This is a genomic window from Ferruginibacter sp., assembly GCF_028288465.1.
Lineage (GTDB): Bacteria > Bacteroidota > Bacteroidia > Chitinophagales > Chitinophagaceae > Ferruginibacter.
The window spans coordinates 39699-56395 of sequence record NZ_JAQBNR010000051.1 but is presented as its reverse complement, the minus strand read 5'-3'; the positions used below and the strand labels follow the sequence as shown (position 1 = coordinate 56395).

General features: G+C 42.6%; 13 protein-coding genes. 8 read left to right on the top strand and 5 right to left on the bottom strand.

The genetic code is table 11. The annotated features are described in order from the left end of the window. The first annotated feature begins 87 nt into the window (after positions 1 to 87). Positions 88 to 1185, top strand: coding sequence for a T9SS type A sorting domain-containing protein (locus JWR61_RS19780; RefSeq protein ID WP_301929451.1), 1098 nt, complete (start codon positions 88 to 90; stop codon positions 1183 to 1185). A gap of 233 nt (positions 1186 to 1418) precedes the next feature. Here JWR61_RS19780 and JWR61_RS19775 read toward each other — a convergent pair whose 3' ends face one another. Both JWR61_RS19775 and JWR61_RS19770 read right to left on the bottom strand, forming a co-directional pair. After that, entirely contained in the window at positions 1419 to 1796 is a 378-nt protein-coding gene (locus JWR61_RS19775; protein ID WP_301929450.1) for a hypothetical protein, read from the bottom strand. Between the two features lie 50 nt (positions 1797 to 1846). Beyond that, positions 1847 to 2260, bottom strand: a complete 414-nt coding sequence (locus JWR61_RS19770; protein WP_301929449.1) for a hypothetical protein — start codon at positions 2258 to 2260, stop codon at positions 1847 to 1849. Positions 2261 to 2454: 194 nt separating this feature from the next. Here JWR61_RS19770 and JWR61_RS19765 point away from each other — a divergent pair, with 194 nt between their 5' ends. After that, on the top strand, positions 2455 to 4272 hold the full coding sequence (locus JWR61_RS19765) for a DUF885 family protein (protein WP_301929448.1): 1818 nt from the start codon (positions 2455 to 2457) through the stop codon (positions 4270 to 4272). 205 nt (positions 4273 to 4477) lie between these two features. Here the strand turns inward: JWR61_RS19765 and katG are convergent, their stop codons facing one another. Beyond that, positions 4478 to 6721 carry a catalase/peroxidase HPI gene (gene katG, locus JWR61_RS19760; RefSeq protein WP_301929447.1) on the bottom strand — a complete coding sequence of 748 codons (2244 nt, stop codon included), beginning with the start codon at positions 6719 to 6721 and terminating at the stop codon, positions 4478 to 4480. A gap of 231 nt (positions 6722 to 6952) precedes the next feature. On the opposite strand from katG, the gene JWR61_RS19755 reads away from it, so the two are divergent. The 4 genes from JWR61_RS19755 (at position 6953) to JWR61_RS19740 (ending at position 10720) form a co-directional block, all read left to right on the top strand. Further along, complete coding sequence (locus JWR61_RS19755) at positions 6953 to 7546, top strand: Crp/Fnr family transcriptional regulator (RefSeq protein WP_301929446.1); 594 nt, start codon at positions 6953 to 6955, stop codon at positions 7544 to 7546. A 72-nt stretch (positions 7547 to 7618) separates the two neighbouring features. Continuing rightward, entirely contained in the window at positions 7619 to 9538 is a 1920-nt protein-coding gene (locus JWR61_RS19750; protein WP_301929445.1) for a chloride channel protein, read from the top strand. A gap of 57 nt (positions 9539 to 9595) precedes the next feature. Next, the gene (locus tag JWR61_RS19745; RefSeq protein ID WP_301929444.1) at positions 9596 to 10144 is read left to right on the top strand and encodes an HPP family protein; all 549 of its coding nucleotides are present in this window, start codon (positions 9596 to 9598) and stop codon (positions 10142 to 10144) included. A gap of 156 nt (positions 10145 to 10300) precedes the next feature. Next, the gene (locus tag JWR61_RS19740) at positions 10301 to 10720 is read left to right on the top strand and encodes a hypothetical protein (RefSeq protein ID WP_301929443.1); all 420 of its coding nucleotides are present in this window, start codon (positions 10301 to 10303) and stop codon (positions 10718 to 10720) included. 154 nt (positions 10721 to 10874) lie between these two features. Here JWR61_RS19740 and JWR61_RS19735 read toward each other — a convergent pair whose 3' ends face one another. Next, the gene (locus tag JWR61_RS19735; protein ID WP_301929442.1) at positions 10875 to 12275 is read right to left on the bottom strand and encodes a Gfo/Idh/MocA family protein; all 1401 of its coding nucleotides are present in this window, start codon (positions 12273 to 12275) and stop codon (positions 10875 to 10877) included. A 159-nt stretch (positions 12276 to 12434) separates the two neighbouring features. Between JWR61_RS19735 and JWR61_RS19730 the strand changes: the two genes are divergently transcribed. Both JWR61_RS19730 and JWR61_RS19725 read left to right on the top strand, forming a co-directional pair. Beyond that, the gene (locus JWR61_RS19730) at positions 12435 to 12803 is read left to right on the top strand and encodes a VOC family protein (protein WP_301929441.1); all 369 of its coding nucleotides are present in this window, start codon (positions 12435 to 12437) and stop codon (positions 12801 to 12803) included. A gap of 83 nt (positions 12804 to 12886) precedes the next feature. Then, positions 12887 to 13600, top strand: coding sequence for an endonuclease/exonuclease/phosphatase family protein (locus JWR61_RS19725; RefSeq protein WP_301929440.1), 714 nt, complete (start codon positions 12887 to 12889; stop codon positions 13598 to 13600). Between the two features lie 29 nt (positions 13601 to 13629). Here JWR61_RS19725 and JWR61_RS19720 read toward each other — a convergent pair whose 3' ends face one another. Beyond that, complete coding sequence (locus JWR61_RS19720; protein ID WP_301929439.1) at positions 13630 to 16245, bottom strand: glucosidase; 2616 nt, start codon at positions 16243 to 16245, stop codon at positions 13630 to 13632. Positions 16246 to 16697 lie beyond the last annotated feature (452 nt).

Here is a 16697-nt window from a genome sequence, read left to right as displayed (position 1 = left end):
ACAAATCTGAGTGATGGTAGTCATTGTTTTGATTTCTCATCGTTGCTACTTTCAAACAATAATTATAAACCTTCATAATTATTGAAAATGAAATCACGAATTTGCAGCCATTTAATTGCAATGGTTGTGCATTGCATATATGCCGGGTTCTTTACCACTGCATTTGGACAGTCGGTACTTTTTGATTTTGATAATGCCCCGCTTCATTCAGGTTTTCCAATCAGCCAAACCGCTAACGGCATCACGGACCGGTTAACCGGTACAGGTCAGGGATATTCTATACAAGATGCCAACGTCCTCGGTTTTACGCCACAGGGGTTTTCGGGCAGGGTTATTTACCCTAACAGCATATTCCTTGCAGATCTGCTGGTACGATTCGACACAAAACTTACGGATTTCTCTATCATGTATTCCTGCCAGGAACTGGGCTGCGATGATGCGGCAACCATGCGGGTAACGGCTTACATGAATGGTAGTTTAGTTGGCACCAATACTAAAACGGCAAGCAACCCTGGAACCTGGCCGGTTGATACCCTGCGTTGCAGTTTTCAGCAGGGTTTTGATAGCGTTGTGGTGCATTACGACAGCCGCCCGCCCACCTGCCAGGATTATGGTGTAATTTTTATGGCAGATAATATGCGGGTAACACCGATGCAGGTTGTAACTGTTAATTTGGAGTATTTTAATTGTTCCACAGATGCAAATGCGGCGGTGTTGCAATGGAAAGCTGCAGACGAAATTAATTTGGATAGCTATATTGTTCAATATGCCGGAGCGGGTACATCATTTATTGATTTAGCCAGGGTGTTTGCTGAAGGTGTTAACCATACCTATCGTTTTAAACATTACGGCGTTGGCGGAACTGCTTTATATCGCCTGAAAATGATTTATAAAAATGGGACAAACGATTATTCTGAAACCAGGAAATTGATATTCAAAACCAAAGCAGGTTTAAGGGTTGTACCCAACCCTTCAGGAGAGTTCATTCAGGTTTATTGTGACTATCCAATGGATTTAAAGGCAATTAAAATTGTCTCCGTAGATGGGGTTACTGTAAAAATTGTCAGCCCTTATGTTGACGGACAAAAAATTGAGATCAGTCATTTATCGAAAGGAAGCTACGTTGTAAAATTGCTCTCCTTAAATGGAAAAATTATATCTGAAAAATTATTTGTAAAAATGTAGCACCAGGACAAACAAATATGTTGGTCATTTTTGTGAAGATTTATTTGCAGATCGGGTTCTTCTCTTGTGGTGATCGATAGCAACAATGGCGTATTAAAAAAGTGGCTATAAACTGTTGCGCCAGCAATTGCTACTTTTAGCAGTAAACCAGCGCCATGGTATACGGAAAGTGAAATAACTATTTATAAAAAAGGCTGGTATTGTACCAGCCTTTAATTACTTGTTTTGTAAAACTAGTGAGAAATTAATACGCCTAGCAACACTCCGGCAACTGCTCCTATTGTTACGCCGGTGCCGAATGACGCACCCCTTCTTTGTTGTCTTCCCTGGTTCATACGGCCGCCTCTTTCGCGGCTATCCATGGATCGGTTATTTCTGTAGTCATTGTTCCTTTCATCATATTGCCTGTCCATACGATCACGGTTATGCTCATCATTGTTGCGGCTGTTTTCATTGTAAGCGTAGTCATGGTACTGGCTGCCGTAGCGATCGTTGTGGCTTGTGTTATTCATTTCGTACGGATCATTTCTGTAGTTGCTATTATTATGTTGTTGCGCAGAGGCTGCATTAAAAGCCACCATTGCTGTAAGTATTACGACTAATTTTTTCATTGTGTTTGTTTTAAATTGTTACTACTATAAAATAAGCATCTGAACTCAGGTTACCATTGATGGTGATCGTTTTTTTCGAATCCAACATTGTGGTGATTGCTTGTTTCGTATCTATATTGTACCTGGCTAATTGCTTCTTTGCGTTGGTTTTCCAGCATGCGGATTTGTTTGTTTTTTTCAAAACCTCTTAAATGCCTGTTCATTTTAACGGCGTCAATTTTCCAGTCAAATGTGCGGTTGATCTTTTCAATCTGCTGTTCTTTTTCTTTAAAATAAAAGGAAGGAACATTGTAGGCATCGCCTTTGTTTTTATCAAAACCCCGTTGGTGATTGTAATCGATTACCACAGCATTTGTTTCATTTTTATTACTGTTATAAGGATTGTATCTTTTATCTTTTGATTGTGCTGCAGCGATACTGATAGTACCTGCAGTAAGTAAAGCAAGTGTAAAAATCTTTTTCATGATTGTAAATTTTAAAAAGTGATTCAATGTATATAAGATGTTGAATGGAGCCCTTCGTTTAAATGCAACATGTGCTCTGCGTCGCAGAATAAGGGGCATTCGTCGCACTATTGGTTAAAAGGTATTTTTAAAGGTGACGTGTACTGCTGCCACCCTTGTTTTTTAGTCTTATATTCATAGTTTAAAACAGCAACATGAAAAGAATAATTTACCTGGCGATCACGCTCATGTTTTTTGCGGGATGTAATTCAAACTCAACAAACAACACTAAAGCCCTATCCGCCAATGCTGCATTAGCTACAATGCTGGATACCTATTTTAATGAAAGAATGGAATTGTTTCCGGTGGAAGCAACCGTAAACGGGGACCAGCGCTTTAATAATTTGTTGCCTGCAGATTTTACAGACAGCTACCGTTCAAAGCTGAACCATTTTTTTAGCCGATATAAAGATTCGATCAGCAGGTTTGACCCGGTGACGCTGAATGACAATGATAAAAAAAGCTACGCCATTTTCAAGTATGAAATGGATATGGCGCTGGAAGGTCTTGCGCTGAATTTTATGGGGAGCTCAGCCATAGCAGATAACCGTTACATGCCATTTGATCAGTTTAACGGCGTTCCCATCTCTTTCGGGCAAATGGGTTCGGGTAGCGGTAACCAGCCTTTTAAAACAGTAACTGATTATGACAATTGGTTGCAAAGAGCGGCCGCGTTTTCGGCTTGGGCTGACAGTGCTATTGTGTATTTTAAAAAAGGAATGGCAATTAATTATGTGCTGCCGAAAGCAGTGGTGATAAAAATGATTCCTCAAATGAAAGACATGGTGACTGCCGATGCCACCAAAAGTTTATTCTATGCGCCCGTTCATTTGATGCCTGCTGCATTTCCTGAAGCTGATAAAAAAAGATTGACTGCGGCCTACGTCGCTATGATCAATAACATGATTGTACCGGCTTATAAAAACCTGGGCGATTTTTTACAAACGGAATATTTGCCCAAGGCAAGAACAAGTACCGGCATCAACGCATTGCCGGGAGGTGATACCTTGTACAGGTACCTGGTTAAATACTGGACCACCACCAGCAAAACGCCGGATGCCATTTATCAAACAGGACTTTCAGAAGTGAAACGCATCAGGACGGAAATGGAAACGATTAAGAATGAAGTGGGTTTTAAAGGAAGCCTTGATTCTTTTTTTTCTTTTATGAAAACGGATAAACAATTCATGCCTTATAAAACGGCGGATGAAGTATTGAATGCATTTAGAAAGATCCAGGCAACCATTGATCCGAACCTTAAAAAAATGTTTACGCTAACGCCCAAAACAAAATTTGAAATCAGGCAAACAGAAGCCTTCAGGGCGGCAAGTGCCAGTGCGGAATATTACCCGGGTTTGCCGGATGGCAGCAGGCCTGGTATTTTTTATGTGCCTATTGTTGACGCTACCAAATTCAATACTACCAGTGGTATGGAAAGTTTATTTCTGCATGAAGCCATTCCCGGGCACCATTATCAAACGAGTATTCAAACAGAGAATAAATCATTGCCGGCTTTTCGCCGCTTTATTTGGTATGGCGCTTATGGCGAAGGCTATGCATTGTATTGCGAAAGTTTAGGAAAGGAACTGGGCCTGTACACTGACCCTTACCAGCATATGGGTGCATTGGGCGACGAAATTCACCGGGCCATCAGGCTGGTGGTCGATGTTGCCATGCACACCGGTAAAATGACAAGGGAAGAAGCCATCCAATACATGATGCAAAATGAAGCCATTAGTGAAGAGGGGGCCGTGGCGGAGATAGAACGTTATATGGTATATCCTGCACAGGCATTGAGTTATAAAACCGGGGCATTAAAAATCAGGGAGCTTCGGAACAAATACAGTCAATTGCTGGGAGACAAATTCAGCCTCGCCGCCTTTCATGATGAGTTTTTAAAAGATGGTTGTATGCCGTTGGATATTATTGAAAAATCAATGGACGAATGGGCGAAGAAGCAGGCTGCCAGGTAGATGAAGGCAGATCAGAGTTAAAACTCCGCTTCGATAAAGTTGCCCAATGGTATGCTGTAAAAGTGTGCGACGCAACGATGTTTAATTGATAATAAATGCTGGCTGCAAAAAAATAAATAATTGCGTTTAGCTAATAAGATTAAAGACAGCAATTAAAAAAGGTGGTCCAGTAACGGACCACCTTCCTGATAATATTGCTTCGAAATTATGCAAGATCAAAACGGTCCAGGTTCATCACCTTGGTCCATGCGGCAACAAAGTCCTGCACAAATTTATCCTGTCCATCTTCACAACCATATACTTCAGCAACAGCCCTCAATTCGGAGTTGGAGCCGATGATCAGATCAACACGGCTACCGATCCATTTACGTTCACCGCTTGAACGGTCAACTCCTTCAAAAACATCCTGTGCATCGGAAGTGGCATGCCACTTCGTTCCAAGATCAAGCAGGTTTAAAAAGAAATCATTGGTAAGTGCATCTTTACGATTGGTAAATACACCACGTTGCGACTGGTCGTAGTTGGTGTTCAGCATACGCATTCCGCCAACCAATACTACCATTTCGGGAGTAGTGAGCGTTAACAGCTGCGCTTTGTCCACCAGCATTTCTTCAGGCGATACCGTGTGTATTGATTTGATGTAGTTGCGGAAGCCGTCTGCACTTGGTTCCAATACTTCGAACGATTCAACATCGGTTTGCTCCTGTGATGCATCGGCTCTGCCCGGTGTAAATGGCACCTTAATATCGTGACCAGCATTTTTTGCAGCCAGCTCTACGCCTGCACATCCTGCCAGCACGATCAGGTCTGCCATTGAAACCATTTTGCCACCAGGCTGTGCACTGTTGAATTCCTGCTGAATGCCACCAAGCGTATCCAATATTTTTGATAATTGCGCCGGGTCATTTACTTCCCAGTCTTTTTGGGGGGCAAGGCGAATGCGTGCACCATTGGCACCCCCGCGTTTATCGGAACCACGGAAGGTGGATGCGGAAGCCCAGGCAGTTGATACCAGCTGACCTACAGAAAGTCCGGATGCCAATATTTTACTCTTCAATGAAGTGATGTCATCATCGTTGATCAGTTCATGTGTAACAGCTGGAATCGGATCCTGCCAGATCAATACTTCGGCTGGTACTTCCGGACCATGATAGCGGGTGATGGGACCCATATCGCGGTGCGTTAGTTTGTACCAGGCACGGGCAAATGCATCTGCGAACTGATCAGGATTTTCGAAGAAATGCCTGGAAATTTTTTCATACACCGGATCTGCTCTTAATGCGATATCAGTGGTAAGCATAAAGGGCGCATGCTTCTTAGATGGATCATGTGCATCCGGTACGGTACCGGCGCCTGCATTATCCTTGGGTTTCCATTGCTGTGCGCCAGCCGGGCTTTTGGTGAGTTCCCATTCAAAGCCAAAAAGATTTTCGAAATAGTTGTTGCTCCATTTTGTCGGCGTAGTAGTCCATGCACCTTCCAGGCCGCTTGTAATGGTATCGCCTGCATTGCCTTTGCCGAAAGTATTTTTCCAGCCAAGGCTTTGTTCTTCAATGCCGGCACCTGCAGGCTCATGAGAAACATATTTTCCAGGATCTGCAGCGCCGTGTGTTTTACCAAATGTATGCCCGCCGGCTATCAATGCCACTGTTTCTTCATCATTCATCGCCATGCGGCCAAAAGTTTCACGTATGTCGCGGGCAGAAGCAACCGGATCAGGTTTACCATCAGGACCTTCGGGATTTACATAGATCAATCCCATCTGCACAGCAGCCAGCGGGTTTTCCAGTTCCCGGTTACCGGTATAGCGTTTGTCGCCACCCAGCCATTCTTTTTCAGCACCCCAGTACACATCTTCTGCTGGTTCCCAAACATCTGCACGACCACCACCAAAGCCGAAGGTTTTTAATCCCATTGACTCAAGGGCACAGTTACCTGCAAGGATCATCAGATCTGCCCAGGAAATTTTTTTGCCATATTTCTTTTTGATTGGCCATAACAACAGGCGGGCTTTATCCAGGTTGGCATTATCCGGCCAGCTATTAAGGGGCGCAAAACGTTGCGTTCCAAATCCGCCACCACCGCGGCCGTCGGAGATACGGTACGTACCTGCGCTGTGCCATGCCATGCGGATAAAGAAAGGACCATAGTGACCGTAGTCTGCGGGCCACCATTCCTGCGAAGTAGTCATCAATTCAAAAATATCTTTTTTAACAGCAGCCAGGTCAAGGCTTTTAAACTCCTCAACGTAATTGAATGTTTCACCCATTGGATTGGAGAGTGAAGAGTATTGACGAAGGATATTCAATTTTAACTGGTTGGGCCACCAGTCACGGTTCCTGGTGCCGCTGCCAGCGCTTTGTTTAAGAGCACCACTATGAAACGGACATTTTGGTCCATCATCATTTACGTTGAGGGCCTTGGTGCCCTGTGGAGTTACATTTTCCATATTGCTAGGTTTATAAATTTTTAAAGGTCAAATGTAGCCTGTTCTTTTGATAATTGATATTTATAAATCTTATACTCTTATAGATAATATCTATGATTGTATAACCACTATATAGCTTTGATTTTAGCAATATTTACCCATGCATTTACTATTGCGGTATTATTATAAACCCGAATGGTAAAAATGACTGTTGGTGGTTATATTTGAGGAAGTTTATTATAAACGTTTTAAATGATGATGAGCCGGGATAAAACAAACTTGCTTCAGTACATACATGCCACTATTCCGGTGTCGCAGCGAAAGGCAGTGGAAATTGCAGACAGGTTCCGGGAAAAGACCGTTGCCAAAAATGAATTTTTGTTGCAGGAGGGTAGGATATGCCAGGAGTTTCATTTTTTAGATGAAGGCTTTGTATGGTCGTATACGCATGATGTAAACGGAGATGACGTTACCACCAATTTTTATTCCAATAAACAGGTGGTGTGCGAAATGTTTTCGTTCTTTAAGCAACGGCCAACCAAAGAAAATTTTCAGGCACTTGCTGATTGCAGTACCTGGTATATCAGTTTTGCCGATCTGCAAATCGCTTTTCATTCCATGCCTGAGTTCAGGGAATTTGGCCGGTCTATGCTGGTGACCGCTTATGCAGATTTAAAACAACGCATGCTATCCATGGTGCAGGATACGGCGGAAGAAAGGTATAACCTGTTGATACATTCCAGTCCGGATGTTTTTCAAAATGCACCCCTTAAATACATTGCCTCTTACCTGGGCGTTACCAATACTTCCCTTAGCAGGATCAGGAAAGAAATTTCAAAACGATAATTCATTACTTGCCAAATGGCAATTCATTGCTGGCCGATGTGGCAGACCTTTGCAAAAAATTACAGGTTAGTAATGGGTACACACGCTTTTGGTAATAAAACAATTCCTTTATCAACGTCTTTAATCTCCACACTGGAGTCGGAAAATATTCATCCCCGTGAAACACAGAACAGGAAACGGGTGGTGTTGATTTCGGTGCTGGCTATTGGCATTGCCGTTTGCATCAGTTTTATCGCTAAAGCATTGGTGGGCCTTATCAATCTTGTCACCAATATTTCTTTTCACGGAATTTTTTCCACTGCTCATGCAAGCCCGTTGGGAAATGCCCTTGGTTTGTGGGTTGTACTGGTGCCTGCTATCGGTGGAATTATTGTGGGGTTGATGGCCATGTACGGATCTAAAGCCATCCGCGGCCATGGGATACCTGAAGCAATGGAACAGGTGCTGACCAACAATAGTAAAATTAAACCCGCCATCACTTACCTGAAGCCTGTCTCTGCGGCCATTGCCATTGGTACCGGCGGACCTTTTGGTGCGGAGGGGCCTATCATCGCAACCGGTGGTGCAATGGGGTCAACCCTTGGCCAGTTGCTGCATATTACCCATCACGAAAGAAAAATATTATTGGCTGCCGGCGCCACAGCGGGGATGTCTGCCATATTTGGCAGCCCCCTCGCTGCAATTTTTTTAGCGATAGAATTGTTGTTGTTTGAATTTTCGCCCCGTTCCATTATCCCGGTGGCACTGGGCTGCATAACAGGCGCAGCGGGCCACCATTTTTTATTTGACGCGGCACCGGTATTTATGGTTGCAAAAACAATGTTACCATCATCCAACACCGCCCTGTTCAGTTACAGCCTGATAGGAATGATCATTGGCTTACTTGCCGTAATCACAACAAAAGTTGTTTATCTCATTGAAGATATTTTTGAAAAGATACCGGTGCACTGGATGTGGTGGCCTGCAATTGGCGGGTTAATGGTAGGAGCGGTCGGGTACATCAATCCCCGTACGTTGGGAGTAGGGTACGAAAACATTACTGATATCCTTTCAGGCAATTTATCTGTTGCCATTATTTTATCGTTATGTGCTTTTAAATTTTTATCGTGGTCTGTGGCATTGGGCAGTGGCACTTCGGGCGGAACATTAGCGCCGCTGTTAACGATCGGCGGTGCTACCGGCGCCTTGCTGGGTGCCGCCTGGCTCAGCCTGTTTCCTTCGTCGGGCATTTCCATACCGATGGCGGCTTTAATTGGTATGTCAGCCATGTTTGCGGGCGCTTCAAGAGCCTTTATTACTTCCATCATCTTTGCGCTGGAAACTACGGGGCAGTACAATGCGTTGCTGCCTTTGATTGCTGCCTGCACGGGTGCCTATTTTGTTTCTTTTCTGTTGATGGAAACTACCATCATGACAGAAAAAATTGTAAGAAGAGGGGTGCAAACACCGGATCATTTTGAGCCTGATATTTTAAATAAAAAGATGGTAGCAGATGTGATGAAAGGTGATGCGGTGCTGTTAAGTGATGACAATACAGTAGGAGAAGTTAGAAACTGGATTGAGAATGAGGATGAAAACAAAGCGAATTATTTTATCGTAACAGATGGCCAAAGCAATTTTAAAGGCATCATCAGTTCATCCAGTTTATTCAACAGCCAGCATGATATTGCAAGCCCGGTAGGATTGCTCATTAAGCGAAAAAATATTTGTCTATCCGTTAACAGCAGCCTGAAGGCGGCGGTTGAAAAAATGGCGGCAGAAAATGTAGATGTGTTGCCCATTGTATCAAAAGAGAATAAAATTGTCGGCGTACTTGGGTACTCAGATATTATAGGCGCTTACAGCCGGGAGGCGCAGCAGCATGAACGAAAACAACCTTCCATATCGTTAAAAAAGCAAGGCCTTAAAATGCTGGTCCGTGGCCAGCGACTGATGAACATTAGTAAAGACAAGCAATTAAAACAGTTGAATAAAACGGACGTGGAGATATAAATGTGCCGTTGTTTTTTACAAGCCACACCTGGCCCTTCTATCCAAAATAAATAATCAGTGAAGAAAAAAATAAAGCGGAGTTACCGTTTGGCTAAATACGTTGTGTACCGGCAAACTATTATAGAACCCATTGATCACCTGTGGACATTTATTGGCGCATTTGCCGGGATTGGATTAATTGGATTGCTACAGACAACTAAATTAAGTGATAGTGATAATGTTTTCCTGATTGGATCATTTGGTGCCTCGGCCGTGCTGGTGTTTGGCGCCACCAACAGCCCGCTGGCACAGCCCCGCAACCTGGTAGGCGGGCATTTGGTGTGTGCGATAATTGGTGTAACGGTACAATGTATATTGCCCAATCAAATGTGGTTGTGTTCTGCCCTGGCGGTATCGCTTTCTATTGTGGCCATGCAGATAACTAAAACAATGCATCCGCCCGGCGGTGCAACGGCACTGATAGCTAATATCGGTTCGCAAAAAATAAAAAGCCTGGGCTTTTATTATGTACTCTCCCCTGTAATGAGTGGCGTTTTAGTTCTGTTACTCGTGGCAATTATTGTAAACAATATTCCCGACGATAGAAATTATCCTTACCGGAAATGAGCAACAGGTAACCAAAAGACTTTGCTCCAGCCATAACTTTGTTTTTCAATCCTGCAATTTTTACTTGCTTATTTTTTAACAGAAACATTGTTTGCTGAAAGTATTGTTAGTGAGACTGAAGTCCTATTTTTGACACCTAACACATGTCATCAATCAATGAAATTACCAATCAATAACTGGATTAAAATATTGTTGGTGACTGCTTTTCTAGCAGCATCTGTTATTGGTTTCATGGTAAAGCTGCCATCCGGCTTCCGGCATATTGACAAGGAACTGCACGCTGCATTTTATTTTTTAGCGGCTGCCTTTTTGAATGTACTTTTTGCGGGCAGAAAAGTAACCCTTCATGTATTGATATTTATTTTCCTTTTTTTATTTGGAATAGGTGTTGAGTATGCGCAGGAATATTCCAACAAATTATTGCATGTAAAAATACACGGTCGTTTTGATCCGGAAGATGTGCAATCCAATCTCAAGGGTCTCATTGCATTCTCCATTGTGTGGTTGGTGTATATTGTTTTATTGTTTGTTTATAACAAGGCAATAGTTAAGCAAGCAGTAAGCAAGAGCGAATAGCAATGGTAATATCACCAGCGTAAACAAATCAATTTTTTATCTGCAAAGTTATTTGCTGACATTATATTTTGTTAATTACGAGACTGACCCTGTAAATAAAAAACAGCACAGCGTTTTTAAAAGTGCTGTGCTGTAATATTGGGATGTATGAATGTTATACCAGTTTCATATTAACCGGATCCCACTGAATGATCTTTTTTTGAAAATAACTTTCGTTGCACGATAAGGCAGGCGCTGCTGCCCGGAAACCAAAAATGGCGTCTTCTACCACCGGCTTACCAGTCCGTATGGAGTCAAAGAAATTGGTAAAATGATCTAAATGTTCGTTATAATCTTTCGGGGCTTTAAATGTTACATCGTCTTTTACAGGTCGCTTTTTTTGTGCGGCTGTCCACTTTGCATCGTAGTCTTTCTGCATTTCTTCCTGCATACTTTTTGAAAAAGTAAAGAGAGAATCATAGCCGCCAAAGCCAGGCGCTTCAGGCATCAGGCTATGCTTTATGTTGATGTCATTTCCTTTTACTTCCATCACACCTTCTGACCCTGTAAACCGTATCACTTCCTGCCCGCCTGTGCCACTGATAAAATTTACCTGCAGTGTTAACTGAAATGCCGGATGCTCGGGTGTATCACCATATTGCATCACGCCAGCCATAACATCCGGCATATTGCGGCCATCTTTCCAATAACTGAACTGGCCCGAACCGTAAATAGATTGCGGGCCTTTTGAATTGGTTATAAAATGTGTGCCACTCAGCAAATGAATAAACAAATCTCCCGCTACGCCTGTACCTACCTCTTTAAACGCACGCCACCAGAAAAACTTTTTAGAATCATATTCCATTTTTGCTGTTACCTCAATGAACTTATTCCAGTCGGTGGTTTCTGCATTGGCATCTTTTGGTATCGTATACTCCCACGCACCGATGGAGCTTTGCCGGTCGTACACCGCATTCACCATATTTAGTTTGCCTATTTCACCGGCAGCTAATAATTCTTTTGCTTTTGCCAGGCCAATACTGCTTACCCGCTGACTGCCTACCTGCAATACTTTACCCGATTTTTTTTGTGCTTCAATTACACCAGCACCTTCACTTATTTTGTACACTATCGGTTTTTCACAATACACAGCTTTGCCTTTTGTTAGTGCATCTTTTGCAATGCGGGCATGCCAGCAATCCGTGGTGGCGATAATCACAGCATCTATATCAGCTTTGTCCAGCAGCTCTCTGTAATTCCTTGTTGTAAAAAGATTGTTGCCAAATTTTTCTTTTGCATTTACCAGCCTGCCCGTATACAAGTCACAAATACCGGCCAGCTCCACACCCGGTACTTTCAGCGCCGTGTCCAGGTCAAAATGCCCCTGTATGCCATAGCCGATTACGCCAAGGCGGATGGTATCGCCTGTTGAAATTTTCTTTTCATAAAACAGTGTTCTTTCTTCTGCCTTTTCCTGTGCAGCCAGAGTGCTTAACGGGGCAGCTACAGCCAGCATGCCAGTGGCACCGATCTGTTGCAAAAAACGCCTGCGGGATGATTGGGTTTGTTTTGACATGTAATGAATTTTATTGTTTACCAAATTTACTGAACACCGTTTAGCGGTGAACAACTGCGACAAAATATATTATCTTGCTTTGAAATAGTTCGTGTTTTTAGCTTATAATAAATACTTAAAACAGGAGCAGATAACATTCACTGAAAAAAATATAAAGCAATGAACCATAAAGCCATTTCAATCCGGCCATTCATTGGCGCAAAAGACTATGAACTTTCAAGAGCCTTTTACCGGGACCTTGGCTTTGAAGAAATAGTACTGTCACCTGATATGTGTTTGTTTAAAACCGGCCTGCTGGGGTTTTATTTGCAGAAGGCCTGGGTGAAGGACTGGATTGATAATTCGATGATTTTTTTGGAAGTAGATGATGTTAACCGTTACTGGAAAGAGTTACTTGCTTTGAATCTGGAGGAGAAATATGCCGGTGTTAGATTAACGCCCGTTAAAAACGACACCTGGGGCAGCGAGTGTTTTTTACATGATCCGTCCGGCATTCTCTGGCACTTCGGGCAATTTAACAACGGCTAAAAAGCAGCAATTGTTATACGCGAATATGAAAGGGGGTTTTGTAAAGCTTCTTGCGGTTTAATAATTAAAAAGTAATCCGGGTCATGACAATTATTACATGGAACTGCAATATGGCCTTTAGAAAAAAGGCGTCTTTCATCCTGAAGTATAAGCCAGATATTTTAATTGTTCCCGAATGTGAATGCATTAAAAATTTGGCATTTGGTGAAGGTATACAGCAGCCAACTGACATGCTTTGGTACGGCACCAATCAACATAAGGGTCTTGGTATTTTTTCGTATGGCAGCTTCAAATTAAAACTGCTTAAAAATCATAACCCGGAATTAAAAATGATTATACCTATTGCGGTTACCGGTGGCCATTGCGACTTTACTTTGTATGCAGTTTGGGCAAACAATCCGGCAGATCCGGACGGACAATATGTTGAGCAGGTTTGGAAAGCCCTTCATCATTACGACAAAAAAATAAAGACAAAACAAACCATCCTCATTGGCGATTTTAACAGCAACTCCATCTGGGATAGAAAATACAGGGAAGGCAATCATTCGAATGTTGTAGAGCACCTGGAGCAAAAAGGTATTATCAGCTGTTACCATTCGCATCATCAACAGGTGCAGGGGCAGGAGCTACATCCCACATTTTATCTTTACCGTCACAAAGATAAACCCTATCATCTTGATTATTGTTTTGCTTCTTCTGACATGATGGACAGCATTGAACAAGTCGAAATTGGGGACTATGATTTCTGGAAGCAGTACAGTGATCATGTTCCGGTTATTGTAACATTCAAATCCTGATGATACCTGCAACGCCAGGTTAACCAAATTTATTCTTCATCCATCTCCAGCAATAAATTAGCAATCAAAGCCGTCCATCCAGTTTGATGAGAGGCCCCCAAACCCTGGCCGGTATCTCCATGAAAGAATTCATAAAACAGGTGATGCTCTTTAAAATTTTCCTTGCTCCATAAAGGCTGATCGCTGGCATGGTATTGAAATTGCCCGCTTTCATTGCGTTCAAATATTTTTAAAATTCTTTTAGTCAGGGCATTGGCAATTTGTTTCAGGCTTAACATATTCCCCGAACCAGCCGGAAATTCAAAGTGGTAACTGTCGCCATAATAAGTATAGTATTTACGAATAGAATTAATGATGAGGTAATTCAGTGGCAGCCAGATGGGTCCACGCCAGTTGGAGTTACCACCAAACATGGAACTGGAGCTTTCACCGGGTTCATATTGAATACTGTAATTATTGCCCTGGTAGCCAAATTCATAGGGCTTATCCTTGTGGCAGCGGGAGAGCGAACGAATGCCATAATCGGATAAAAACTCCGCTTCGTCCAGCAGCCTTTTCAGTAAGCTTTCCAGGCGGTCATCAATCATAATGGCAAATAAATAATTGCCATCCTTGTTCTTGTTATCAATGCCGGAAATGATCCGTGTCAGGTCAGGCCGCGTAAGCCTGATCACTTCCAAACGGGTGTTAAATTGAGGCAAATTTTTAAACACGCTGCCATGAATAATTTCAACAGCCAATAATGGAATAATGCCCACTAAAGAACGGATTTTTAACCGCTGGCTGGCGCCGTTTTCAAATTGTATGGCATCATAATAAAAAGCATCATCTTCGTCCCACAAGGAAATATCTTTCTTGCCCATGTGGTGCATGGCCCAGCCAATATTTAAAAAATGCCGGAAAAATTTGGCAGCAGATTCTTCATAAGCCTGGTTGTGCTGTGCCAGCTCAAGCGACATGTGCAGCATATTGATAGCGTACATGGCCATCCAGCTGGTAGCATCTGCCTGCTGTAATTTTTTAATACCGGGCGGCATATGATTTCTGTCAAACACACCAATATTATCCAGGCCAAGAAACCCACCTTCAAAAATATCGGTTCCGTTGGCATCCTTTTGGTTTACCCACCAGGTAAAATTCATGAGCAATTTCTGAAAAGCCCTTTCCAGAAAATCCCAGTCGGGCTTGCCCGTTTTTTTCTTATCCGCTTCATACACGTACCAAACACTCCATGCATGTACCGGCGGATTGACGTCACTGAAATTCCATTCGTATGCCGGAATTTGTCCGTTGGGATGCATGTAATATTCCCGCAGTACAACCAATAATTGTTGCTTGGCAAAATCAGGATCAACATGAATAAAAGTGGCTGCATGAAACGCAAGATCCCAGGCAGCAAACCAGGGATATTCCCATTTATCCGGCATCGAAATAATGTTGCGGCAGGTAAGGTGCTGCCAGTCATAATTGCGTTGATGACTTCGCTGGGGTGGTGTTTCACCCGGTTCGCCAAACAACCATTTAAATACATCGAGGTAATAAAACTGTTTGGTCCATAGCAAACCGCTCACGGTGCTACGAAGCAAACTTTGATGTTCGGTTGATAATTTTTTTGGTGAGAGCTCCTCATAATATTGATCCGTATCGGCCAGACGCTTGTCAAAAATTTGATCAAATTTAGTCCATGGATTTTCCAGCTGGTATTTGCTTAACCTTATTTTAAATGTGGCTGATGCGCCCCGGGGAATGGTTTCTTTTAACCAAACGGCGGCTTTGGTACCTTGTTTTTTTGTATTGACTGTTTGCTCTTTGTTGATGACATAGTTGTTGATGCCATCCTTTACAAAGGGCATGTCATTCGGCCTGTTGTACATCCGCTGGTTATTGGTTTCATTATCACAAAACAATTGCTCACCACCTTCGTGATAAAAATAGAAACTGCCATTGCGGGCCGAGCTTGTTTGCAGGCAATTGGGTGAAAGCGAAACAATTTCGGGCCTGGTAAAACGGGGATTGTGTTTCCAGAAATTGCGGAACCACAGGTGCGGTAATACATGGATGGTGGCTGTTTCAGGCCCGCGGTTGTGCACCGTAACCTTCATCAAAATATCATTTATTTCATCTTTGGCATATTCAATATAACAATCAAAATAACGGTTGTCTTTAAAGATGCCCGTATCCATCAATTCATATTCAGGGCTTAACCGGTCTTTTTTATTTTTATCTACCAGGTCAAGATAAGGGAATGCCTGCTGGGGATATTTGTAAAGGAATTTGCAGTACGAGTGGGTAGGCGAGGAGTCTAAATGAAAGTATAGTTCCTTTACATCTTCACCATGATTGCCTTCCCCGTTGGTTAAACCAAAAAGTCGCTCTTTTAAAATAGAATCTTTACCGTTCCAGAATGCCGGCGCCAGGCATAAAATCTGGTCACTGTCGCAAAAGCCGGCTATGCCTTCCTCGCCCCAACGATAAGCATAACTTCGGGCCAGGTCGTGGTTGATATAGTTCCACGTATTTCCATTCGGACTATAATCTTCTCTTACGGTACCCCATTGCCTGTCAGACAAATATGGTCCCCACTTTTTCCAGTTTTTATTATTGTTTGAACGGGATAACCGTTCCTTTTCTACCTTATCCAACATTATGCGTTTAAAATTACTAATCTCATAGAAAATGGAATTATCATAACTAAAAATAACTTTTTGCTCAGGATAAAAAATATATTTAATAACCTAATGTAAAATTTTACCGGTGGTTTTAATATTGCGGTAAGCAAAGGAAGTAAGGCTCCAAGGGTACAAAGAAATTCCGGGAAATCAGATCCAGCAATTCCATTCCGGAGTTGAAGTGACTGTGTTAATGCATGAATGTTTGCAAAGAGAGGATGGAGGAAAAAAATATTTTTTCCCTCAGGCAACCTTTTTTAATTCCAATACGTAGATAATTTGCTTAAGAGCGAATGGGACGTACTCAAACAGCATTGTAGTGTAAAAGCGCAGCAGAAAACTGCTGATTAAAATAAAAATAGCCCGGGGATTTTTAAGAGGAATAAGCTGTCTGATTAATTTCAGGCAGCTTTTTTTATAGCTGCTTT